The sequence below is a fragment of the Embleya sp. NPDC025285 genome (assembly GCF_055558835.1).
Genome location: NZ_JBVHLU010000005.1, coordinates 167548 through 190684, shown reverse-complemented (window position 1 = coordinate 190684; position 23137 = coordinate 167548). Strand labels below are relative to the sequence as shown.

Genomic DNA, 23137 nt, shown 5'->3' with positions numbered 1-23137 from the left:
GATCCCGCCCCCGTCGAGGCTCAGGCCACCGGCGTGAACGTCACCGGCAGCGCCACCGGGCCGCGGGTGAACACGCCCTTCTCGGCGGGCGCGAATCCCGGTGCGAAGGCCAGATCGGGCATCGCGTCGAGCAGTTGGTTGGTGCCGACCTCGACCTCGGCCACCGCGAGCAGCGCGCCGACGCAGAAGTGCCGGCCGAGCGCGAAGGACAGGTGGTCGGCCGCCGCGGAGAAGGCGGTCTTCGCGGTCAGATCCTCGCGGAAGATGTCGAAGCGATCCGGGTGGGCGTAGCGTCGGTCGTCCCGGTTCGCCGCGCCGATCAGGCACGTGAGCGTGCTGCCGGCGGGCACCACGCCACCGCCGAACTCGACGTCCTCGGCGGGCTGGCGCATGATCATGTGCACCGGCGGCGAGAAGCGCAGCGTCTCCGCGAAGGCCCGCGGGATCAGCGACCGGTCCGCGCGCACCGCGGCGAGCTGGTCGGGATGCTCCAGCAGGTTCTTGAACAGGCTCGCGATCGCCTTATCCGTCGTTTCGCCGCCGGCGGCCAGGAGCAGGCTGCAGAAGGCCTTGATGTCCTCGTCGCTCATCCGGGTGCCGTCGATCTCGGCCAGGCACAGCGTGGACAGCAGATCCGTGCCTGGGTTGGCGCGTCGCTCGGCGATCAGCGGCAGCAGGTACGCGGCGAACTCCTCGCGTGTGCGCAGCCCGGCCGCGGCGACGTCGGGGTCCTGGCTCAGGTTGCCCAGGAACGCGATGACCGACGTGTACCAGCCCTGGAACCGCGCGTGGTCCGCCTGGTCCAGGCCGAGCATGTCCGCGATCACGTCGACCGGGAAACGCTGGGCGAACTCCGGTACCAGGTCCACCGATCCGCGGTCGCGAAAGGTGTCCACGAGCCGCCGCGCGTTGCTCTCGATCACCGGCAGGAAGTTCTCCTGGAGGGTGTTTCCGCGAAACGCGGGCGCCACCAGCGCGCGGCGCACCGAGTGTTCGCGCCCGCTCATCTGCAGGATCGTCCGCCCGTGCACGGGCTCCAACTGCCAGTCGTAGTTGTCGGTGGTGAACACCGGCTCCTTGAAAGCCCGTTCGAGGTCCTGGTAACGGGAGATGATCCAACTCTGCATCCCCTCGTGCCACAGCAACGGATGCTCGTCGCGCATCCGGCGGTACAGCGGATACGGATCGGCCGCGAACTCGGGCGAAAGTATGTCTGGCACGTCCAGGGCGGTCATCGAATCCCCTTGTCCAACAACGCAATCGAAGATCATCAACCAACCCGACCAGGCTATGGATCGGCACACCCCGGGGTCCACCCCGTCCGTACGCCCACGTATTCATTCGGGCGAACAAATGTTCGTGAATTCGACGCGGGGAAGCGACAATGCGAGAACGCGGAAACGGCGATGGGGCCCTCGGTGAACCGAGGGCCCCATCGCTGTTTCGCAAGGTGCGCCGCCAGGGACTCGAACCCCGGACCCGCTGATTAAGAGTCAGCTGCTCTAACCAACTGAGCTAGCGGCGCTTGCGTTGCGTGGGAAACATTAGCAGGGGTCGGCGGTGATCGAAAATCGACACCCATCGACAGCCTCGGATCGCGGGCGGGGGCGCGCGGGGAGCGTATCGAGGGCGCGCAAGGTCCCTCGTAGGACTTCTTTGAGGACACGGGGAGGACGCCCCTTTCCGGACATCCGCAAAGAGGTCCCCCGGCCCGTCTCACGGCGGGTACCGTCGGCATCACAGCCTGCACAGCACACCGCACGTCGTAACCGGGAGGGCCGATGGCCATGCGGCAGGGGGCCGGTCCTTCGTCCGGGAATGTCCGGCTGAAGGCCCTACGGCACTCGCATGGCTGGGTTTCCCAGCAACAATTGGCCGACGCCTTCGAGAAGAAGGCGCTCGAATGCGGACTTCGACTCGGCGTCAGCGTGCGGCAGGTACGGCGTTGGGAAAGTGCCGATCCGCCCTGGCCGACCCCCGATTATCAGCAGGTCCTGCAGGCTTTGTTCGAGCGGCCGTTGACCGACCTGGGGTTCACCCCTCCGTGGCAGGCCGAGTTGGCCGAGTACGGTCAGGGCTACACCGACGCACCGCCCGCCCTGGAGCAACCGTCCGTTCCACCCGCGTTCCCCGCGCCCGCCCGGGAAACCGGGCGGGCGCCCGATCGCCCGGAGTATCCGGGCTACGGCGAGGCCCGGGTGCGCCGGCAGCCGCCGGCCACCGGCGGTCCGGTCGGCGGGGCGATGGCCGTGCCGACCCACCCGGCGCCCGGGGTCAAGCGACAGGTGCCGCCACCGCGCTCCGGCCCGGTGCCGCCGCCCGGCCCCGTGCCACCCCCGGGGCCCCCTCCTGCGCCCGGCCCGGTGCCGCCTCCCGAACCCGCGATCGTGCCACCCCGGTCCCCCTTCGAGACCGGGCCCACCGTGGTCGGCGGTCGTCGATTGGAAGGAGACGGCCCACCGGCCCCACCGGGCCTGCCGGGCCGCCCGCCGCTGCGCGCGATCGGCCCCTCGGCCGCCGAGCCCCCGGCCCGGACGCTGGAGATCGCCACCCCCGCGGTGCTGCGCCAACTGCTCCGGGACACCCCCGACCCGGGCCCCCTCGCGGTTCCCATGCACTCGCGGGCGGGCCAGCTCACCGTGGTCGGCGCCGACCAGTACGCGATGCTCACCCGGACCTACCGGCAGATGTACTGGGTCGCCCCCGCCGCCATCGCCTACCCGTCGGTGATCGCGCACGTGCGCCTGGGCACCCAGCTGCTCAACGCCCCCGGCCCGGCCCGGGCCCGGCGGATCCTGGGCGCGTCGCTGGCGGAGACCGCGATGCTGGCCGGCCGGATGGCCTTCTTCGACCTCGACCGCCCGCACGACGCGCAGGACCACTACCTGGTTGCCTACCGCGCCGCCAACGAGGCCGGCGACACCCTGCTGGCCGCCGCCGTGCTGGCGCACACCGCGTTCATCCCCGCCTTCGACGCGGCGCCCTCCGCGGCCGAGGACATCCTCGACTTCGCCCGCAAGACGGCCACGCGCGGGGCGCCGATGGTGATGCTCGCCTGGTTCGACGCGGTGCAATCGGAGTTCGAGTCGCTGCGCGGCACCCCCGAGCGCGGGCTGCACCTGCTCGACCGGGCCGAGGACCTGCTGTGCCATCCGGACAACACGCCCACGCCGCCGTGGCTGGACTTCTTCGACGCCTCCCGGCTGTGGGGCTTTCGCGGCAAGACCGAACTCACCGCGCGCCGGATGGACCAGGCCCAGGGCTCGCTCAACGACGCGTTGCAGAACCTGCCGCCCAACGGCGACAAGCAGCGGGCGGTGATGTACGCCGACCTGGCCGAGGCGGCCTTCCAGGCCGGCCAGGTGGACGAGGCGTGCGGCCGACTGTTCCAGGCCGTCGACATGCTGCGTGTGCACTGGTATTCGATGGCGATGGACCGCGTACGGATCACCCGCAAACAGTTGGAGCCCTACAGGAACTCGGTCGCCGTGCGCCAACTCGACGAGGCGCTGGAGTCGTTCAGCGAACTCGCGCCCACCGACGAGACCGGATTCGTGGCCCTGCCCGGAGCGGACGAGCAGACCTGAGTTCCCCGTGTCGGTGACATGGTCCACACTGACCCGGGACCGGACGGTTCGACGACGAAAGCCGTACACGAGACATGCGCACGACGGGTACCACCGGCGCTATCGCCGGCAGGCTGGAGCAGTTGCGCGGCACACTGCCCACCCGCAATCACAACGCCCGCACGGTCGCCGCCCTCGCGGCCAACCCGGGGTGCGCCCGCCGGGGCGTGCTCGACGCGGCGGGCATCGAGAAGACCGTGCTCGCCGACCGACTCGGCTTCCCGCCACGCTACGGCCGATCGCCGTTCGCGATCGGGCGCGGCAACGTGTTCGAGGCCCGGGTCAAGGCGGACGGCGGAGCGGAGTTGCGCCGACTGCTCGCCGAGACGCTGGGCGCCGACCCGGACGGCGGCGCGCTGGTCGACGTCGACCACGAGAACACCGGCCGGCCGAGCCGCGAGGAACGGGTGGCCCGCACCCGCGAAGCGCTGCTCGGGGCCGCCCGCGGCGAACCCGACGCGTGCGCGATCCTGGACCACCCGCTGCTGCCGTTGGACGTGGCCGGCCGCCGCGCCTACCTGGAACCGGACGCGATGGCGTGCCGGGTGGCCGGGCGGCTGTACGTGGTGGAGATCAAGTCCTTCGCGATCATCGACGGGTCCGCCGACCCGGGCAAGCTCGCCTCGGCCACCCGGCAGTCCGCGGTGTACGTGCACGCGCTGCGCCGACTGGCCGCGGACCTGGGCCTGGACCCGGCGATCGTGGCCACCGACATCGTGCTGGTGTGCGCGCAGGACTTCTCCAATCGCCCGGTCGCCGTCGTGCTCGACGTACGGCGCGAACTGGCCACCACCCGGCGCCGGTTGGAACGCCTGTCCGGGGTGGAGGACCTGCTCGGCGAACTGCCGGACACGCTGACCTTCGACGTCGAGGGCGATCGGGCCGAAGCGGCCGTCGCACAGGTGCCCGCCGCGTACGTCCCGGACTGTCTCTCCGCGTGCGAACTCGCGCTGTTCTGTCGGCACGAGGCCCGCGGCTGCGCACCCGGCGGCGGCAGCGTGGGCACGCTCGGCACGGCGGTGCGCGGTGCGCTGGGCGGGATCGAGGACATCGCCGACGCGCTCGCGCTCGCCGACGGCACACGTGCCGCCGAGCCCGGCGAGGAGGACGTGGCCAGACTGCTCCGCCGGGCCGAGGCGCTGCGCTCCGAGGTGCTCGGCGGCGTCGGGTGAGCGCGATCGCCGCGCTCGGCCGACTGCGTGCCGCCGCGACCGGGGTGGCCCAACCGGCCGCGACCGTCCGACACCGGCATCTGTCCGCTCGCCCGGTGGTGCTGGTGCCCTACGTGCTCGCGGGCGAGGCGTTCGCGCCGTTGGCCGTGCTGGTGGGGACCGAGCGCGAGCGGCCGCACCTGCTCGCCGTACCGCAACCGCGAGACCGTGACCGGCGGTTCGCGCACGCGGCCGAGCTGGGTCGACTGCTGCTGCCGTATCTGGGCGCCTTCGCCGCCGAGACGGAGACGATCGAGCGACGCGGCGACGACCCGTACGAACGCAGCGTGGACGCGCCCCAGGTGCTGGTGCCCACGTCGGGCGGTGTCGAGTATCTGCGGCTGCTCGGCCGTTCCACCCGATTCCGGCGCACCGAGGGCGAGTTCGCGGTGGCCGCGGAGGTCCCGCTGCTCGGCCGGTGGAGCACGTGGCTCGCCGATCGGGCCGGGGTGCCCGGATCGAGCGTGCTGCTGGCGATGACCGACCTGCTCACCCAGATGTGGGCGACCGGCCAGAGTGCGCTGGAGGACGGCGAACTGGGCGCGCTACTGGCTTGGATCGACCCGCCGGCCGGGCAGCGCGGGGACCGGGCGGCCCGGGAGGTCGAGGGTGGGCCGACCGCGGGGCCCGCGACCGATCCGGCCTTCGACGAGCGACTGGTGCCGCTGATCGCCGCGTTCGACGAGGCGGTGGCCGCGGAACGAGGTGAGGAGGCGGCCGACACCGGTGTGCGCGCCGACCTCGGGCCGCGTGGTCGGGACGCCGAGAACGCGATCCGGGACGCGCTGGCCGCCGAGTTGATGCCGACCTGGGATCGCATGTGGCGCGGCGTGGAGTTGCTCGGCGCGCTGCCCGTGGGGGCCTCGGTGGCCGGGCGGTGGGAGGCCGACCGGGCCTCGTACAGCTTCTTCGCCGCGGATCTGGCCGACCCCGAGTCGCGCCCGCAGCCGCGGGTGCCCGGGGCGATCTCCGCCGCCGCGCAACTGGCCACCCGGGAACGGGCGCAGGCCCGACTGGACGCCGAACAGGTGCGCGACGACCCGTTGTTGATGGCCGCCGTCCGGCTCGCGGGTGAGGCGTTCCGCGGCGAACTGATCGCGGTGGACGCCGAGCGCATGGTCGCCGAGCCGGGGAAGAAGACCGCGCGCCCACGCCCGCTGTTGAGCTTTGCCACCGACGACGAACCGCTGTTCGGACCGGGGACCGACCTCGCGTGTGTCGAGCGCCCGGACGCGAAGGCGCGCGTCCTGGAAACCGAGCCCGGGCGGGTCGTGCTGGAACTGCGCGGCGGGATGGGCGGCGGCAAGGCGCCCAAGCCGGGCAGTGTGCCCGAGCCCGGCGAAGTCCTGTGCTGGACCTCGCTGATCGCCGAGTTCCGACGCGGTCCGGACTGGCCCGCCGTCGAGGACACCCCCTGGACGCACGGCGGTCCGCCGCCGGAACCCGAACCCGAGGCCGCCCCGGAGGCGGACGACGACGCGTTGGAGGAGTGGTCGTGACGGTCGTGCGGGCCCGGCATCCCGAGGGCGACCCGGCCGCGCTCGCCGCCGCCGCGACCGACGCCGTGCTCGCCGACCTCGGCTCCGGGGCGCATCGCGGCGTCGTGGTCGACTCGCCGCCCGGCGCGGGCAAGTCGACGCTGGTGGTGCGCGCGGCGGGAGAGTTGGCCGAGGGCGGCGAGCGGCTGATGATCGTCGCGCAGACCAACAACCAGGTCGACGACCTGCTGGTGCGGCTGGTCGCGGAGCACCCCGGGCTGACGGTGGGTCGGCTGTCCGCCACCGGGTACCGGCTGCCGCCCGCGCTGGTGGGCACGTCGGTGGTGAACGCGGAGAAGGCCGAGGCGCTGGACGCGTGCGCCGTGGTGGTGGCCACCGCCGCCAAGTGGGCGCTGGTCCAGGACCGGCGCTGGCCCTGGGCGATCGTCGACGAGGCGTACCAGATGCGCTCGGACGCCCTGCTGCTGGTGGCCCGGCTGTTCGACCGCGCGCTGTTCGTGGGCGACCCCGGCCAACTCGACCCGTTCGCCACCGTGGACACCTCGCGTTGGCACAGCCTGACCTACGACCCCTCGCAGAGCGCGGTGGTGGTGCTCCGCCGGCACAACCCGGACCTGCCGGTGCATCGGCTTCCGGTGTCCTGGCGGCTGCCCGCGAGCGCGGCGCCGCTGGTGTCCGAGGCGTTCTATCCGTTCACCCCGTTTCGTTCGGGGACCGGTCCGGGCGAGCGGCTCCTGCGCTTCGAGGCGGCGCGTGAGGACGACGCGTACGACGCGGTGGTGGACGTGGCGGCGACCTCCGGTTGGGGCCTGTTGGAGTTGCCCGCGCGGTTCACCGCGGCGGCCGACGAGGAGGCGGTGCACGCGGTCGCGACGCTCGCCGCGCGGCTGCTCGCGCGGGGCGGAACCGCGATCGGCGAGCGCACGCCGGACGGGGTCGCGCTGGACGCGTCACGCATCGCGATCGGGGTCAGCCACCGCGAGCAACGGGCCCGGGTCGAGTCGGCGCTGCGCACGCTCGGCGCGGCGGAGATCGTGGTGGACACCGCGAACCGGCTCCAGGGTCGCGAGTTCGACGTGACCGTGGTGCTGCACCCGCTCTCCGGTCGGCGCGACGCGACCGAGTTCCACCTGGAGACCGGGCGGCTGTGCGTGCTGGCCTCACGGCATCGGCACGCGTGCCTGGTGGTGGCCAGGGCCGGCATCCCCGAACTGCTCGACGCGCACCCCACCGCCGACCCGGTCCACCTCGGCGTCCCGGTCAACTTCCCGGACGGCTGGGAGGCGAACCAGGCGGTGCTGGCCGAACTCGCGGGGCACCGGGTCGCGCTGTCGAGGTGAGGTCGGGGCGCCGAGTGGGCCGGCGCGGTCGGGTGGGATTGCGTGGTCGGTCGTCGGGGCGAGCCCGTGTGGGGGAGTCCGTGTGGGCGGGGTGGGACGTGCGAACGCCGGCCGGGCCATGCCCGGCCGGCGTTCGTGGTCGGGCGCTACTCGCCGCGCTCCAGCAGCAGCTTCCGGCCGTGCTCGATCATCTTCGCCGTGTACTCCTCGCCCCACCCCGCCCGCGCCGCGACCTGAGCCGTCGTCAGGTGGTCGAACCGATTCGGATCCGCCATCCGGGCCGCGGCCATCGCCTGGTAGTCCACCGCCCGGTCGGCCGCCGCGCGAAACGCCTCGGCCAGATCCGTGGAGCGGGTCAGCACCTCCTGGGGATCGGTCAGATCGTCCAGGTCGAAGAAGCGTTCGTCGGGCGGCTCGGGAACCGAGGGCTCGAACAACAGCGGCGCGGGCCGCATACGGGGCTTGCGCGACTCGGACGGCATGCGCGGATTCCTTCCGACAGTGCAGACGTGCTGACGACGAATACGGACGGGGGGAGCGACGGGATCGGTCGACCCTGGAGGGTCCGCAAGATCCCGTGCCCTTGCCATTGTCGCCAACCGGACGCCATCCGAAAGACCCTTGCCCGAAAGAGGCGCGAGACCTCGGACCCCGCTTCGATAAACCCCGATTCGGCGGCGCGAACCGGGTGCCGCGGGCGTGTTTCGACGCCCGGTAAACCTCTCGGAGCAGGTCGGATCGGAGCAGGTGGGGACAAGCGGATGCGCCCCCACGCGCTGTGGCGTGGGGGCGCATCGCGTCCTACCGGTACCGGTCGGGTCGAGCAGGTATTGGGGGAGCCGCTCGTGATGTCAGGTCCCCGACCGGTACGTCCTGGGCGACCTCAGATCGCCTGCTGGTGGCGCTCGGCGAGCGCGCGGGCGGCCTCGGCGATCGCCGCGCGCACGTGTCGCAGCGTCGTCAGGCGGTTGTCGGGCGTCGGCGGCACGAGCCACACGAGCGGCCCGTCGTTCTGCTCCGGCGGCGGCGGGAAGGTGATCCAGGCACCCCGGCCGTGGTGGCGCGGGCCGAGCCGACGATCGCGCGGCCGCACCGGCATCACGGTGGTCGGCGGTACGAGGAATCCGATCCGGCGGTAACGGCGATCGAAGATGACCGGCCCGACCGGCACGCGGTGTGCGTGCAGCGTGGCCAGGGCCTCACGGCCGAGCCGGTCCTCCACCTCGATCACGTCGAACGTCTCGCCTGCCGCTACCAGGCGAGGGGCGTACGGGTTCCGAAGCGCGTCCTGCGGCAGCGCTGCCAGCGTCGTTCGGTTCACGTCGGCGTCCATCGGTGAGGCGGTCCTCTCGTTTCGTCGTGGAAACGGAATCGTCCTCGGGGGCCGGGAGGTCCTCGAAGCGTCCTCTTCGTCCTGCACGAGCCCGAAGCGTCCGACTTCGGGGACGTCCGCTTCTGCCCTAGATGCAACCAGGCCGGCACACCGTGTGACGAGGCCCGCGGTGGGACTCCTGTAGGACGCGCTGAGGACTCTTGCCGCCCTAACGGGCTAGAGGCATGACGCCGCAGGTGGGACGGGGTCACGATCGAGATCCAGTACGGAGCGTACGGGCCCGGTGGTTCGCGTGACCGGGTCCACGCAGGCATGTCCGTCACCACCACGCGTATGGAGGACGCGATGCAACGACGTACCTTTCTGGCCGGCGCCGCCGTCGCCGGCCTCACGGCGAAGAATTCCGCCGCATACGCATCCTCGGGGTCGGCGGCTCATCTGCCCGATCCCGCCGCCTACATCGCCACCACCGCCCGGCTGCGGTCCCGCTACTGGATCGAGGAACCGGGACGACTGCTACCGGTGGTGGCCGAACACGCCCGCAATGGTGCCCGGCTGTTGGCCGAGGGGCCGGATGGGGCGCACCAGTCCGCGATCGCGGAGACGGCGCTGCTCGCGTCCCGGATCGCCTTCTTCGACCTGAGCCTGCGCGGGCCGCACGTGCGGCGCTGGCAGGAACTGGCGCTGGACGCGGCGGACCGGGGCCGGGACGGCTCGTTGGCCGCCGCCGTGCTCGGGCACATGGCGTTCGCGCCCGCCTGGACCGGAAGGGGAGGGGAGGCCCGGGACACCCTGGCCGCCGCGCGGGAGCGGACCACGAGTGGCGACGCCGGGCCCACCCTGCGGGCGTGGCTGGACGCGATCTCGGCCGAGGCGGAGGTCCGGCTCGGTACGCCGGACGCGGCCTTCCCGCTGCTGGATCGTGCCGCCGACACGTACGCGCCGCCGGAGACGCCCGGTTCGTGGACGGCTACCGGGCCGCCGGCGTGGCTGGACTGGTTCTCGGCGGCGCGTCTGGAGGGCTTCCGGGGCGCGGCGGAGGTGGCGGCCGGGCGCTCGGCCGAGGCCCGGGCGAGTCTGGAGCGCACGCTCGCGGGGCTGCCGGCGCACAGCCACAAGCAGCGGGCGATGACGCTCGCGGAGCTGGCCGCGACCGCGGTCGGTGCGCGTGAGCCGCAAGATGCGTGTCGGCTGTTGGAGGAGGCGCTCGATCTGGTCGGTGTGCAGGGGTATGCGACGGCGGTGGATCGGGTGCGGACGGTGCGGGCTTCGCTGGCGCCTTGGGCGGGGGAGTCGTTCGTACGGGACGTCGACGATCGGTTGCGCTCGGGGGGTGGGGGGCGGGCCGGCGGCGGCGGTGGTGGTGGCGGGCAGGTCGGGGAGGGGGCGGCCTGATGCACTCGGCCTCCGGCTGGGCTGGGTTACCCGGCCTTTGGCCGAGGTGGCCTCAAACGCCGGCCGGGCTGCTTGGCCTCAAGCGCCGGCCGGGCTGGGTTGCCTGGCCTTTGGCCGAGGTGGCCTCAAACGCCGGCCGGGCTGCTTGGCCTCAAGCGCTGGCCGGGCTGTTTGGCCTCAAGCGCCGGCCGGGCTGGGTTGCCTGGCCTTCGGCCGAGGTGGCCTCGAGCGCCGGCCGGGCTGACGGTTTGCTCGGTCGGTGTTTTTGGCTGCGGTGCCGGCCGGGCTGGGGGTGCGGGTTACGGTTCTGTGATGCCGTTGATGCGGGCGACGGCGGCGGGGAGTTCGCCGAGGGATTCCAGGCGTAGGTCGGTGACCTCGATCAGTTCGGGGTCGTCGGCTACCAGGTAGCCCCAGGGGCCGCGGCGGACGTGGGCGGTGCGCAGGCCAGCGAGGTGGGCGGGGCGGACGTCGTTGTCGAGGCGGTCGCCGACGTACAGGATCTCCTCGGCCGGGCAGGGGCACTCGGCCACGAGGCGCTCGAAGAAGGCCGACTCGGGCTTGCTGATGCCCCAGTCGTCGGAGGTGGCGAGCAGGTCCACGCCGAGATCCAGGCCGCGCAGGATGACGCCCGCGTTCACGGTCTGGTTGCCGACCACGCCGAGCCACACGTGCTGGTCGCGCAGCGCCTTCAGGCACGGGCGGGTGTCGTTGTAGAGGTCTTCCTCGCCGAACCATTCGGGAAAGCCCGCGGCGGTGCGCGCGGCGCGCTCGACGGTCAGGTCGAAGCCCGGCCGAAAGCGCTGGAACACCTCGCGATAGTCGAGGCCCTGGGCGATCACCGCCCCGAACGTGGCCGCGAACGTGTGTCGGGGCACCCCGAGCCAGTCGGCCCACGTGCCGTACTCGCGCGATTCGTCGACGAGGGTCTCGCCCACGTCGAACACCACGGCGCTGATCCGCATTACAGCTCCCCGCTCTCGTCGCCTGCCGGCCCCGTCTCCGATTCGCCGTGCCCCTGGGTCCGTCGGGCGGGGTCTGGCCGGTCAGGCCGAGCCCGATCGGGTTCGTCCACCGATGTGGTGGCTTGTCCGATCGGCGTGTACCCGATGACGGAATCCTTCCCGTTGCCGGGCACGGGACCTCCCAGAAGGTACCGCTTGCCTGCCAGGCAAGCGTCGTTCGAAGGTCGCATCAGGCCGACCTTGATCGAAATCGTTTTATCGGCCGCGAATCGGCGGTACTAAGCGGCATCTCTGTGGTCGATGACGATCGGTTGTCCCGGCGATTCCGATCCCGTTCGGCGCATCGCCACCCCGTCGCGTGCCCGATCCAGTCCGCGCAGCACCCACGGCGACGCGAGCGCGCCCAGCCCCATCACCGCGAGTCCCGCGAGCACGTCCGCGAGGTAGTGGTTCGCGGTGCCGAGCACCACCAGGACCACGAAGAGCGGGTAGGCCACACCCAGCCCGCGCAACATCGGACCGCGTCCGTGCCGCCACAACTGCCATCCGCACCACGCGGCCCAGCCCACGTGCAGGGACGGCATCGCCGCGTACTCGTTGGTCATGTGCTCCATGCCGCGCGGCGCGCTGGCGCCGGCGCCCCACCAGCCCCAGGACGCGAAGTGCGCCATGGTGTCCGTGAAGCCGTCGATCATCCGCGGCGGCGCGGTCGGGAAGAGCATGAAGCCCGCCAGCGAGACCACCGTGGCGATCGCCAACGTGGTGCGGGCGCCTCGGTAGCGCTCGGGACGTCTGCGCCACAACCAGAACAGCACCACCGGGGTCACCACGTAGTGCAGCGTCGCGTACGCGTAGTCGCAGACCACGCCGATGAACACGTGGTCGGTGACGACCCGGTTGAGCACGCGTTCGGGATCCAGGTGGGTCAGCGACTCCACGTGCAGTATTCGCTCGGCGTTGCGCAGCGCGGCGTCCACGTCGCCGCGGACCACGAGTCGGCTCAGCGAGTACGCCTCGTACAACACCGCGATCAGCAGCAACTCGGTCCACCAGCGCGGGCGCCGGCGGACCGTGGCGGAGGTTGGGGGCATCCGTCCAGTCTGCAACACCCGGGACCCGAACCCGGCACCGCGTCCGGGCGTTCCGGCCGGTGATCCCCCGGGCGTCCGGGCCGCGGCGGGCCGCGCGGCCATTGATGACACGTGTCACACATGATAGAACGTGTTTCACTTTTCCGGCGGGCAACCGCCGCCGGCAGGGCGGGGACCGGGCGTCGGCAGGGACGTCCGGCAGCGCCCGTCGCACATCGCGACGTGGATACCGGAGGTTGTCGTGGCCGACCCCGACGAGGTCACCCGTCCGCAGACGAGCACACGGGACCTGGCGACGGTGCACGACCAACTGCTCGCGTGGCTGGCCGGTCGGCTGCCCGAGGGCGCCGACCCGGAGATATCCGAGCTCAAGGCGCCCTCCGGCAATGGGATGTCCAGCGAGACCCTGCTGTTCGACGCGACCTGGACGGTGGACGGCGAGCGCCGCACCGAGCGCTGCGTGGTGCGGATGCGCCCGTCGATGGACGCCAAGCCGGTCTTCCCGACCTACGACCTGGACAAGCAGTACGCGGTGATGACCCTGGTCGGCGAGCGCTGTTCGATCCCGGTGCCCGCGTTGTTGTGGAACGAGCCGGACGAGGGCGCGCTGGGCGCCCCGTTCTTCGTGATGCGCCGGGCCGAGGGCGCCGCGCCGCCGGACGTGATGCCGTACACGATCGACGGCTGGATGCTCGCGGCCACGCCCGAGCAGCGTCGCCGGCTCCAGGAGGAGTCGGTCGCCGTCGTCGCCGCGATCCACGGCATCGACACGACGCCCGAGGAGATCGCCTTCCTCCAGTACGAGGGCACCGGCGAGAACGCGCTGCGCCGGCACCTGGACGACCTGCGCGCGTTCTACGAGTGGGGCATCGAGGGGCAGCGCGTGCCGCTCCTGGACCGGGCCTTCGCGTGGCTGGAGGACAACTTCCCGACCGAGGTCGGCCCGGACGTGATCAGCTGGGGCGACGCGCGGATCGGCAACATCCTCTACGTGGACTTCGAACCGACCGCGGTACTGGACTGGGAGATGGCCGCCGTCGGCCCGCGCGAGCTGGACATCGCCTGGATGATCTTCATCCACGCGTTCTTCCAGGACATCGCCACCCGCTACGGCATGCCGGGCCTGCCCGACTTCATGCGCACCGAGGACGTGTGCGCGCAGTACGAGAAGCTCACCGGCCACACGCCGCGCGACATGCGGTACTTCGAGATGTATGCGGCCGTGCGGCACGGCGTGGTGATGGCTCGCATCGCGCACCGGCAGTGGCACTTCGGCGAGCGCGAGCAGCCGGCCGACCTGGACGAGACGGTGCTGCACCGGGGACTGATCGAGGCCATGATCGCGGGCACGTATCGGGAGCGCCCGGACGGGAACTGACGCCCTGTCACCACGACTCGCACGCCCGCCGCGCGACGGGTGCGCCCCCCGGTCCCGGTGGGTGCGCGCCCGGACAAGATCCCGAGGGGTTAGGCTGGGCTCTTCACCATCATCCGTAGCGGGCGCCATGACCCGTGCGGGTGATCGTGTGTGACGGGCGACATCACGCGGACACGGTCCGTGTTGTTGTCGGTAGCATGAATCACCGGGGGCGACTCCGGGGGTAGCTGCCGGAGGTGCCGCATGACGATCGGGGGACTCGACCCGCCGGCCGGTGCGGGTGTGCCCAAGGGTGCGCCGCGAGCCGAGGGTGACGTTCCGAGCCGGAGCATGTCCGACCGCGTCGGACGACTCTCCCGCCGGCCTGTCCAACAACCCATCCAACGCCTGGGTCTGGCCGCTGTCACCTTCCTCACCGGAAGCCGCCGACGCACGCCGGACGCGGTCGAACCACTGCTCCAAGTGCATCGCGTGCACCACCCGAAGGCCGATGTGACGGCCATTCAGGAGGCGTACGCGGTCGCGGAGTTGTCCCATCGCGGGCAAATGCGCAAGAGCGGCGAGCCGTACATCACGCATCCGCTCGCGGTGGCCACGATCCTGGCCGAGCTGGGTGCCGACACCACGACGCTGGTCGCCGCGCTGCTGCACGACACGGTCGAGGACACCGACCTGACCCTGGACGAGGTGCGCGCGGCGTTCGGCGACGACGTCACGCACCTGGTCGACGGCGTGACCAAGCTGGAGCGGGTGGACCTGGGCGACCGGGCCGAGGCCGAGACGATGCGCAAGATCATCGTGGCCACCGGTCGGGACCTGCGGGTGACCGTGATCAAGCTGGCCGACCGGCTGCACAACATGCGCACGATCCGATATCGCCGCCGGGCCAGTCAGATCCGCACCGCCGAGGCCACGCAGGAGGTGTTCATCCCGCTCGCCGAGCGGTTGGGCATCCACGTGCTCAAGTCGGAGCTGGAGGACATCGTCTTCGCGACGCTGCGCCCCGAGGAGCACGCCGCCACCGCGCGCACCGTCGGCGCGAGCCAGGCGGCCACCGACGAGGCCGTGTCCAAGCTGTGCGCGACGGTCAAACGCGCGCTGCGGGACGCCGGGATCGAGGCGGAGGTATCGCCGCGCGCGCGGCACCACGTATCGGTGCGCCGAGTACAAAAGCGTCGAGGGCGCGAGGACCTGGGACCGTTCGACCTGTCCCGGCTGATGATCGTCGTCGACGCGGACACCGACTGTTACGGCGCGCTCGGCGTACTGCACACCTGCTGGTCGCCGATCGCGGGCGAGTTCAAGGACTACATCGCCACCCCCAAGTTCAACCTGTACCAGTCCCTGCACACCGCGATCACGCTGCCCGAGGGCGACAAGGTCGAGGTGCTCATCCGCACCCGGCGCATGCATCGACTGGCCGAGTTCGGCGTGGTCGCGCACACCGGCAAACCGGACACCGGGCCGGACGCCCCCGAGCAGCTCGCGTGGCTGCACCGGCTGCTCGCGTGGCAGGGCGGCATCCCGGACGCGCACGTCTTCTGGAGCTCGCTGACCGCCGACCTGTCGGCGGACCGCGAGCTCCTGGTCTTCACCCCCGGCGGCCGCCCGCTGACCCTGCCCGCCGGATCCACGTGCGTGGACGCGGCCTACGCGATGGGTGAGCAGACCGGGCACCGATGTATCGGCGCGCAGATCAACGGCCGCTTGGTGGCCTTGAGTTCGGTGCTCGCGGACGGCGAGACGGTGTCCATCATCACCGCTCCGCCCGGCGCCGCGGCACCGTCGAAGGAATGGCTCTCGTTCGTCCGCAGCCCACTGGCCCGGGTCGCGATCGAAGCCTGGTTGGCGAAGTACCCGCACGGCGTCGAGGGTCGGATGGACCCGCTGCTGGCCCCACCGCTGGGCAATCTGGCCGCCGCCGGCGAAGCCGCGCAGGGCGCACCGACGACGACCGTCCCGGAGCCTGCCGGGCCCCCCGCGGACGCCGCGCAGGCCCCGGCCCGAACCCGGCGCCCACCGGCCGACCCCGGCGAGGCCGTGGTCAGTGTGCCGGGCTCGCCCGGAGCCCCGGTCCGACTGGCCCGCTGCTGCACCCCGGTGCCGCCGGACGAACTGGCCGGCTTCGTGATCCGCGGCGGCACGGTCGCGGTACACCGCTCCGACTGCACGAACGTCCAGCAGATGCGCCGCGCGGGCCGCGACGTGGTGGCCGCGTCGTGGCTGCCGCACCAGGCCGATCAGGGTTATCGGGTCACCGTGCAGATCGAGGCGCTGGACCGCCCCCGGCTGCTCGCCGACGTGACCGCCGCGATCGACGCGGAGGGTGCCGACATCACCTCGGCCTCGATCGCGCCGCCGCAACAGATGCGGGTGCGGCAGACGTACACGATCCGGCTGGCCGACCTCGCGACACTGCCGAAGCTGTTGCGGGCGCTGCGCCGGGTGCAGGGCGTCTACGACGTCTACCGGGCCCGGCCGCGCGTGCATCCGCGGGTGGCGGACAACTAGGCCCGGCGGCTCGCGCGTCCGCTACTGCTGTGCTTGTTGCCGCTGTTGCTCGGCGGCTTCGGTGGAGTCGCCGCGCAGTACGTCGTTGAACCGGGCCAGGTGGTCGGCGAGCGCGCCCAACTCCTCCTTGGGCCATGAGGTGAACCGTTCCGCCATCACCGCGAGGCTGCGTTGCCGGGCGTCGGCCAGGCGCAGTCGGCCGGCGTCGGTGAGGGTGATCAGGTGCGATCGGCGGTTGGTCGGATCGGTGGTGCGGGCGATCAGCCGGGCCTCCTCGAGCGCGGTCAACTGCCGGCTGATGGTGGTCTTGTCCAGGCTCAGTCGGCACGCGAGTTCCTTGCCGGTGGAGGTGCCGCGTTCCTCCAGGTGGGCGAGCAGGTGGTATTCCGCCTGGGTGATTCCCGCCGCTTGCAGCGGGGGAGCCATCAACAGCCGAATCAACCGGGTGGCCGCACCGACCTCGCGGACCACTCGCCGCTCAACGCTGTCCGACATCGCCTTGCTCCTCAACACCTTGCGCCCTGAATGTGCGCCAAGAGTGCCCGAAACGGTTGCAAAACACAACAAGCTGTAATGGGCACCGGAATGGCGTCCGACGCCGCGCGGCGCGCGCCCCCTACCCGGCATCTCCACGATGCCCCGGCCCGGCCGAATCCGCCGCGCGGGGCACCCACGCAAGGTCTCGGACACACGGTCTCGGACTACGGGATCGGCGGCAGATCCGGCAGGTCCGTGCTCACCCGCAGGCGGAAGTCCGGACGGCGCTTCTCCAGGAAGGCGACCACGCCCTCGCGCACGTCGGCGGAGCCGCCGGTCCAGTGCAGCGCGCGGGACTCGTGCAGGTGGGCGGTCTCCGGGTCGGGCACGCTCTGCATGCCCCACAACAACCGCCGGGTCAGCGCGATGGCCACCGCCGGGGTGTTCTCGGCGATCGTGCGGGCCAGTTCCCGGGCGCGCGGGAGCAGCTCCTCCGGCGGCACCGCCGCACGGACCAGGCCGGCCTCCGCGGCCTCCGCCGCGTCGAAGACCCGGCCGGTGAAACACCATTCCAGAGCCCGGTCCAGCCCCACCACGCGGGGCAGGAACCACGTCGAACAGCCGTCGGGAGTGATCCCGCGCCGGGCGAAGACGAAGCCGAACCGGGCCGCGGAGGACGCGATCCGGAAGTCCATCGGCAGTGTCATGGTCGCGCCCACGCCCACTGCCGCACCGTTGATCGCCGCGATCAGCGGCTTCTTCGAGCGGTACAGGCGCAGCACGAGCCGACCGCCGTCGTCGCGGAACGCCTCCGCGTCGTCCACCGCGTCGTCGAACCGCTTCGCGTGCGCGCCCGGGTCGAACGCGTCGGCGCCCATCTCCAGATCGGCCCCGGCGCAAAAGGCCCGCCCGCGTCCGGTGAACACCACCGCGCGGATGTCGTCGTCCTCGTCCGCGACATCCAACGCGTGCGATATCTCCCGGCCCATCCGGTAGGTGTACGCGTTGAGTCGGTCCGGCCGGTCCAGCGTCACGGTCAGCACGCCGGCCTCGATCGAGGTCGAGATCTCCTCGTAGTCCACGCAAGCCCCCCGCAGGTTCGAACGCGTGCCGGCGATACCCGTCCGGCCACCCTGCCGCGTGATCACCTCGATTGCCAGGGTTCCCGGGATGCGATCTCCGCACTAGCTTTGATGGGCTCCTAACCCCCCGGTACCCCAGTCGCTCGCAGCGTGCAGGAGGTGGACCCACCGGATGCTGGATCGCACACAGGCCCTGGCCGAACTCACGGGACCCGAATCGGCCTACGCGATCGAGGAGGTCGTCCACGACGGCATCCCCTGGCGGGTCCTGAGCAAGGCCCCGCCGACGCTGCGCGCGGTCTTCGAGGATCTGGCGGCGTACGGGAGCCGGGACGCCCTGGTCGCCGGGGACGAGCGGATCGACTACGCCGAGCAGCATCGCCTGGTCGCCCACCTGGCCCGACACCTGGCCGGCGAGTGCGGGGTGCGGCGCGGCGACCGGGTGGCCATCGCGATGCGCAACCACCTGGAATGGCCGCTCGCGTTCTGGGCGACCCAGGTCCTGGGCGCGGTCGCGGTGCCGCTCAACGCGTGGTGGACCGCCGACGAGCTGCGCTACGCCCTCGACGACTCCGGCGCCGCCGTGCTGATCTGCGACGGCGAGCGGGCCGAGCGGATCCGGGGACACCTGGACCAGGGCACGGGGCCCGCGGTCCTGGTGGTCCGCCCGGAGGGGCCGCCGGTCGTCGGCGAGACCGACCTGTCCGCGCTGCTGCGCGGATTCACCGGCGAGTGCGCGCTGCCGGCGAGCGGTCCGGAGCCGTTCGACGACGCGACCATCCTGTACACCTCCGGCACCACCGGACGGCCCAAGGGCGCGGTCGCCACGCACCACAACCACACCACCAACCTGCACACGATGCGGTTGACGAGAGCCATCGGCCTGGCCCGACTGGGCCTGCCCGCCGCCGAATTGGCCAAGGGTCCGGCCGTGTTCGAGGAGATGGCCGCGGGCCTGCCGACGCCGAGCAGCCTGCAGGTCTACCCGTTCTTCCACATCGCCGGACTGGCCGGGCTCTATATCGGCGCGGCCCAGGGCGCGAAGTTGTGCCTGATGCACCGGTGGGACACCGCCACGGCGCTGGAGTTGATCGAGACCGAGCGCATCACCACCGCCAACATGGTGCCCACGCTGCTGCGCAGGCTGGTCGAATCGCCGCTGCGAGCCGGTCGCGACCTGTCCAGCCTGACCACCCTGGGCGCGGGTGGCTCGCCGGTACCGCCGGACCTGGTCGCGCAGGTGGGCACCATGTCCGGCAACGGCATCGTGCCGCTGAACGCCTACGGGATGACCGAGACGACCTGTGTGGTGGTGGCGAACGCCGGTGACGACTACTACGCGCACCCGGACAGCGTCGGCCGGCCGGTGCCGACCGCCGATCTGCGGGTGGCCGACCCGCTGACCGGGGAGGAGTTGCCGACCGGGCACACGGGAGAGATCCGGATCCGGGGCCCGCAGGTGGTCCGGGGCTATTGGAATCGGCCCGCGGAGAGCCGGGAGGCGTTCCCGGACGGGTGGTTCCGCACCGGCGACCTCGGCCACATCGACGCCGAGGGGCTGTTGTACGTGGTCGACCGGCTCAAGGACGTGATCATCCGCGGCGGTGAGAACGTCTACTCGGCCGAGGTCGAGGCGGTGCTGTTCGAGCATCCGGCGATCGCCGACGTCGCGGTGGTCGGGGTGCCGCACCACGATCTGGGCGAGGAGGTGGCCGCCGTGGTGCTGCTGCACGTGGCCGGCGCCGCGACCGCGGCCGAGTTGCGCGGACACGTGGCGCGCCGGCTCGCCGCGTTCAAGGTGCCCACGCTGGTGCGCTTCACCGAGCGGGCGCTGCCGCGCAACGCGGTGGGCAAGGTGCTCAAACGCGAACTGCGCGACATGCTGGCGTTGTGACGGCGGGCGCGACACTCACGCCTGGTCCCGGACGCCGTAGCCGTCGAGGCGGTGCTCCCAGTAGGTGAGTTCGTCCCAGACCTCGATGACCAACTCGTGATTGGGGCCCAGCACCCGAATCACGTCCGGGACGAGTGTGCGCAGGTGGTGTACCGCGCCGACGAAGTTGCCCGCCTCGCCCTCCCTGCGGGCCCGTTCGCGGCGGATCCGCAGGGTGTCCAGGTCGTCGGTGCCCAGTACCTGGACCTGGTCCGGCAGCAGGTTCTTGAGCAGCCGCGCCGCCTCGGCCGGTCGGCCCGCGACGCCGGTCCAGTGCGCGAGCGCGTGCCGGGCGCGCAGCGTGTCCGGGGTCAGCGCGCCGCGCAACCGCCCGCCGTCGGAGATCACCCCGCGCAGCAGGGTGATCGCCGCGAGCGGGTCCCCGTCCTTGCCGAGCCGGGCGGCCAACTGCTCGCGCAGCAGCAGCGTGTCCGGGTGGTCCTTGCCGAACTCCCGGATCCGCCGCCCGACTTCGGCCCGCATCACCTGGAGCGAATCGCTCGCCCGGGCCGGCCGCGGCTCGGGCGCCTCGGCACGGGTCGGTTGCGGCTCGCTCCCTTCGGGGAGCAGCCGCACCGGCTGATCCTGGGTCTGCTGCGCGTCGTCGTCCGCGACCGGTTCCGACGCCGGCATGCCCCACGGTTGCGGCGCGAGGTTGCGCGGTGGCGTGACGGACAACTCCAACAGCAGGTCGCGGACCTCCGCCGCGCTCGCGGGCCGGTTCTCCGGCCGCTTGGCGAGCAGCGCGAGGACGAGGGCGGCGAGGTCGTCGGGCACCTCCAGCCGGGTGTTGCGCACCGACTCGGGCGTGCGTCCCAGGTGGGCCTGCATCATCGAATGCGGATGGTCCAGGCCGAACGGCGGTGCGCCGGTCAGCAGTTCGTGCAGCACGCAGCCCACGCTGTACAGGTCGGCGCGGCCGTCGATGCGTCCGCCGAGGATCTGTTCGGGCGACATGTACGCGGGTGTGCCGATCATGCTGCCGGGCAGTGTGATGCCCGCGCGCGAGGACACCTTCTCCATGTATCGCGCTATCCCGAAGTCGAGCACCTTGACCACGCCGCGCGAGGTCACCATGACGTTCGCGGGCTTGATGTCGCGATGCAGCACGCCGCCCGCGTGCGCGACGTCGAGCCCGTCACACAGTTGGATCGCCCAGCCGACCACGTGTCCCAGCGGCAGCCACGCGCCGTCCGCGACGAGTTGGGCCAGCGACCGGCCCGTGATCAGCTCCATCGCCAGGTACATCACCTTGCCGTCGGTGCGGCGCAGCTCGCCCGGTCCCGGACCGAGCGCGGAGGTGACCTGCGCGTCGTGCACCGTCTCGGCGTCGTGGGTGAACACCCGGGTCTCGGGGTCGGTCCGGCCGCTCGGCCGGGGCCGGTTCGGCTCGGTCGGCTCGGGGCCGGGCGCCTGCGGGCCGGTCCGGTGCTCCACGACCGCCTTCCGGCCCTGGTCGTGCACGACGATGATGTTCGGCGAGGACAACCCGCCGACGATGATCGCCTCGCGGCCGAAGCGGTCCACGCTGTTGTTGGACGCGCCGAACGACTCCTTGAGCACCTTGACCGCGACGAACCGTTGCATCTTCTGGTCCCAGGCCCGCCACACGGTCGCGTTGCCTCCCGAGCCCAGCCTCTTGTCCAGCCGATATCGGCTGCCAAGCCACAACTGAGCCACCGCAAACGCCTCCCCGTACGCGCCTTGTGGATGTGATTCTTTCGTAGCAGCGTGCGTGCGGGGAACGGTATGCGACATCACCACCCGGACTGGGATCGGGTCCGTCCCACGCGCATCGGCCCGACCCTCGATCACCCTCGGGAACGACCACTACGGTCGGGGCCATGACCGAGATCGTTGTCGTGAACTCGCCCGACGAGCCGCCGCGGGAGTGGGACGCGAGCGTCTTCCTGGCCGGCCCCACACCCCGTGCCGCGCACGTCGCCTCCTGGCGGCCCGCCGCGCTGAAGCTGCTCGGCGAGCGGTGGCGCGGCCCGGGCCGCCTGGTGGTGTTCGTGCCCGAGCCCGCGGACGGGCACTCGTGGCCCACGCATCAGGTGCAGCGGGACTGGGAGTTGCGCAACCTCGACCGCAGCGACCGGGTGCTCTTCTGGATCCCGCGCGACCTGCGCGACCTGCCGGGGCTGACCACCAACGACGAGTGGGGTTGGCTCAAGGACTCCGGCCGCGCGGTGCTGGGCACGCCGCCGGACGCGCCGCACGTGCGCTATCAGCGGGCCTACGCGCTCGGCCACGACGTGCCGGTACGCGACACCCTGGCCGAGACGATCGACACCGTGCTGGAGGCGGTGGGCGCGGGCGAGCCGCGCGCGGACGGCGAGCGGGACATCCCGTTGAACGTGTGGCTGACCCGGGCCTTCGCGGACTGGTACGCGGCCCAGCGGGCGGCGGGCAACACGCTGCTCGGCGGCCGGATCGCGTGGGTGTGGCGGCGGCGCGCGGCGACCTGGCTGTGGGCGGCGCACGTACGCGTCGCGATCGCCGCGGAGGGCGGCCGGGTCAAGGACGACGAGGTGGTGCTCGGCCGGCCGGACGTGACCGCGGTGGTGCTCTATCGGCGGGCGGAGCCGGTACCGGCGAGCACCGTGGTGCTCGTGCGCGAGTTCCGGTCGGCGGCGCGGACCGGGGACGGCTTCGTGCGCGAGTTCCCGGGCGGCAGCGGGCGCACGGCGGTGGACGGGTGTGCCGAGGTCGCCGAGGAGACCGGTCTGGCGCTCGCGCCGGAGCGACTGCGGGCACACGGCTCGCGCCAGCTCGCCGGGACCCTGGCGGCGCATCACGCACACGTGTACTCGGCCGAACTCACCGAAGCGGAATTGGCCCTGCTACGCAGCGTCCCCGGCCCACATGGTGTGGCCGGGGACGGGGAACGCACTCACGTCGAGATCACGACGTACGGCGAACTGCTGCGTGACGGGTGCGTCGACTGGTCGACGCTGGGGATGCTGGCGGCGGTGTTGGCAGGCGCCGCCGAGGATCAGCGGTAGTTGCCCAGACCCGTGCAGGGGGCGTGCCGCTCGACCAGGCAGACGGTGTCGTCGATGGTCATCAGCCGACCGCCGACGATCTCCGGGCTGCGGAACACCGGCGTTTGCAGCGTGACCAGCGAGCGCGGGCTGAGCGCCGCGACGTACGGCTCGCCACAGCGGGTGCACATGGCCGGGGCGGTGAGGGTCTTGAGCATGTCGGCTCCTCCGTGACTGGTGACGTTAACCTTCCGTTCACCTTTGGTTCGGTCCCCAGTTTCCTTCTTGGATGCGGAAATGTCAACTCTG

At 72.0% G+C, this 23137-nt stretch carries 18 protein-coding genes and 1 tRNA gene; 9 read left to right on the top strand and 10 right to left on the bottom strand.

Translation table 11 applies throughout. The features are described from left to right. Positions 1–20: 20 nt before the first annotated feature. Both ACZ4FV_RS05630 and ACZ4FV_RS05625 read right to left on the bottom strand, forming a co-directional pair. On the bottom strand, positions 21–1235 hold the full coding sequence (locus ACZ4FV_RS05630) for a cytochrome P450 (protein ID WP_465321934.1): 1215 nt from the start codon (positions 1233–1235) through the stop codon (positions 21–23). Between the two features lie 216 nt (positions 1236–1451). Then, positions 1452–1525 (bottom strand) — tRNA-Lys (locus tag ACZ4FV_RS05625). Positions 1526–1781: 256 nt separating this feature from the next. Between ACZ4FV_RS05625 and ACZ4FV_RS05620 the strand changes: the two genes are divergently transcribed. From ACZ4FV_RS05620 to ACZ4FV_RS05605, 4 genes are all read left to right on the top strand, one after another. Next, positions 1782–3587 carry a helix-turn-helix transcriptional regulator gene (locus ACZ4FV_RS05620; RefSeq protein WP_465321932.1) on the top strand — a complete coding sequence of 602 codons (1806 nt, stop codon included), beginning with the start codon at positions 1782–1784 and terminating at the stop codon, positions 3585–3587. Between the two features lie 74 nt (positions 3588–3661). Continuing rightward, positions 3662–4798, top strand: a complete 1137-nt coding sequence (locus tag ACZ4FV_RS05615; RefSeq protein WP_395863191.1) for a hypothetical protein — start codon at positions 3662–3664, stop codon at positions 4796–4798. Then, complete coding sequence (locus ACZ4FV_RS05610) at positions 4795–6336, top strand: serine/threonine-protein kinase (protein ID WP_395863189.1); 1542 nt, start codon at positions 4795–4797, stop codon at positions 6334–6336. Before ACZ4FV_RS05615 ends, ACZ4FV_RS05610 begins: the two co-directional genes overlap by 4 nt. Continuing rightward, positions 6333–7676 carry an AAA family ATPase gene (locus ACZ4FV_RS05605; RefSeq protein WP_395863187.1) on the top strand — a complete coding sequence of 448 codons (1344 nt, stop codon included), beginning with the start codon at positions 6333–6335 and terminating at the stop codon, positions 7674–7676. The genes ACZ4FV_RS05610 and ACZ4FV_RS05605 overlap by 4 nt, the downstream gene beginning before the upstream one ends. Before the next feature lie 146 nt (positions 7677–7822). Here ACZ4FV_RS05605 and ACZ4FV_RS05600 read toward each other — a convergent pair whose 3' ends face one another. Both ACZ4FV_RS05600 and ACZ4FV_RS05595 read right to left on the bottom strand, forming a co-directional pair. Then, entirely contained in the window at positions 7823–8158 is a 336-nt protein-coding gene (locus ACZ4FV_RS05600; protein ID WP_395863185.1) for a hypothetical protein, read from the bottom strand. Between the two features lie 401 nt (positions 8159–8559). Then, entirely contained in the window at positions 8560–9009 is a 450-nt protein-coding gene (locus ACZ4FV_RS05595) for a hypothetical protein (RefSeq protein WP_395863183.1), read from the bottom strand. Between the two features lie 345 nt (positions 9010–9354). Between ACZ4FV_RS05595 and ACZ4FV_RS05590 the strand changes: the two genes are divergently transcribed. Beyond that, a complete protein-coding gene (locus tag ACZ4FV_RS05590; protein WP_402234190.1) occupies positions 9355–10404 on the top strand; it encodes a transcriptional regulator in 1050 nt (349 codons plus the stop codon). 299 nt (positions 10405–10703) lie between these two features. Here the strand turns inward: ACZ4FV_RS05590 and ACZ4FV_RS05585 are convergent, their stop codons facing one another. Beyond that, complete coding sequence (locus ACZ4FV_RS05585) at positions 10704–11369, bottom strand: HAD family hydrolase (RefSeq protein ID WP_395863179.1); 666 nt, start codon at positions 11367–11369, stop codon at positions 10704–10706. Between the two features lie 278 nt (positions 11370–11647). Continuing rightward, a complete protein-coding gene (locus ACZ4FV_RS05580; RefSeq protein ID WP_395863177.1) occupies positions 11648–12460 on the bottom strand; it encodes a phosphatase PAP2 family protein in 813 nt (270 codons plus the stop codon). A 241-nt stretch (positions 12461–12701) separates the two neighbouring features. On the opposite strand from ACZ4FV_RS05580, the gene ACZ4FV_RS05575 reads away from it, so the two are divergent. Both ACZ4FV_RS05575 and ACZ4FV_RS05570 read left to right on the top strand, forming a co-directional pair. Beyond that, positions 12702–13838 (top strand): phosphotransferase family protein, encoded by a 1137-nt coding sequence (locus tag ACZ4FV_RS05575; protein ID WP_395863176.1) that lies wholly within the window; start codon positions 12702–12704, stop codon positions 13836–13838. A 243-nt stretch (positions 13839–14081) separates the two neighbouring features. Then, the gene (locus tag ACZ4FV_RS05570) at positions 14082–16349 is read left to right on the top strand and encodes a RelA/SpoT family protein (protein WP_402234194.1); all 2268 of its coding nucleotides are present in this window, start codon (positions 14082–14084) and stop codon (positions 16347–16349) included. Positions 16350–16370: 21 nt separating this feature from the next. On the opposite strand, the gene ACZ4FV_RS05565 is transcribed toward ACZ4FV_RS05570, so the two are convergent. Together ACZ4FV_RS05565 and ACZ4FV_RS05560 are read right to left on the bottom strand one after the other, a co-directional pair. Then, positions 16371–16844 carry a MarR family winged helix-turn-helix transcriptional regulator gene (locus ACZ4FV_RS05565; RefSeq protein ID WP_395863172.1) on the bottom strand — a complete coding sequence of 158 codons (474 nt, stop codon included), beginning with the start codon at positions 16842–16844 and terminating at the stop codon, positions 16371–16373. Between the two features lie 206 nt (positions 16845–17050). Next, the gene (locus ACZ4FV_RS05560; protein WP_402234196.1) at positions 17051–17908 is read right to left on the bottom strand and encodes an enoyl-CoA hydratase-related protein; all 858 of its coding nucleotides are present in this window, start codon (positions 17906–17908) and stop codon (positions 17051–17053) included. 172 nt (positions 17909–18080) lie between these two features. Here ACZ4FV_RS05560 and ACZ4FV_RS05555 point away from each other — a divergent pair, with 172 nt between their 5' ends. Then, complete coding sequence (locus ACZ4FV_RS05555) at positions 18081–19802, top strand: class I adenylate-forming enzyme family protein (protein ID WP_395863167.1); 1722 nt, start codon at positions 18081–18083, stop codon at positions 19800–19802. Between the two features lie 15 nt (positions 19803–19817). Here the strand turns inward: ACZ4FV_RS05555 and ACZ4FV_RS05550 are convergent, their stop codons facing one another. Then, a complete protein-coding gene (locus ACZ4FV_RS05550; RefSeq protein WP_395863165.1) occupies positions 19818–21521 on the bottom strand; it encodes a serine/threonine-protein kinase in 1704 nt (567 codons plus the stop codon). A 164-nt stretch (positions 21522–21685) separates the two neighbouring features. On the opposite strand from ACZ4FV_RS05550, the gene ACZ4FV_RS05545 reads away from it, so the two are divergent. Continuing rightward, the gene (locus tag ACZ4FV_RS05545; RefSeq protein WP_395863163.1) at positions 21686–22849 is read left to right on the top strand and encodes a nucleoside 2-deoxyribosyltransferase domain-containing protein; all 1164 of its coding nucleotides are present in this window, start codon (positions 21686–21688) and stop codon (positions 22847–22849) included. On the opposite strand, the gene ACZ4FV_RS05540 is transcribed toward ACZ4FV_RS05545, so the two are convergent. After that, on the bottom strand, positions 22840–23046 hold the full coding sequence (locus ACZ4FV_RS05540; RefSeq protein ID WP_395863161.1) for a hypothetical protein: 207 nt from the start codon (positions 23044–23046) through the stop codon (positions 22840–22842). The genes ACZ4FV_RS05545 and ACZ4FV_RS05540 overlap by 10 nt on opposite strands. Between the last annotated feature and the right edge of the window lie 91 nt (positions 23047–23137).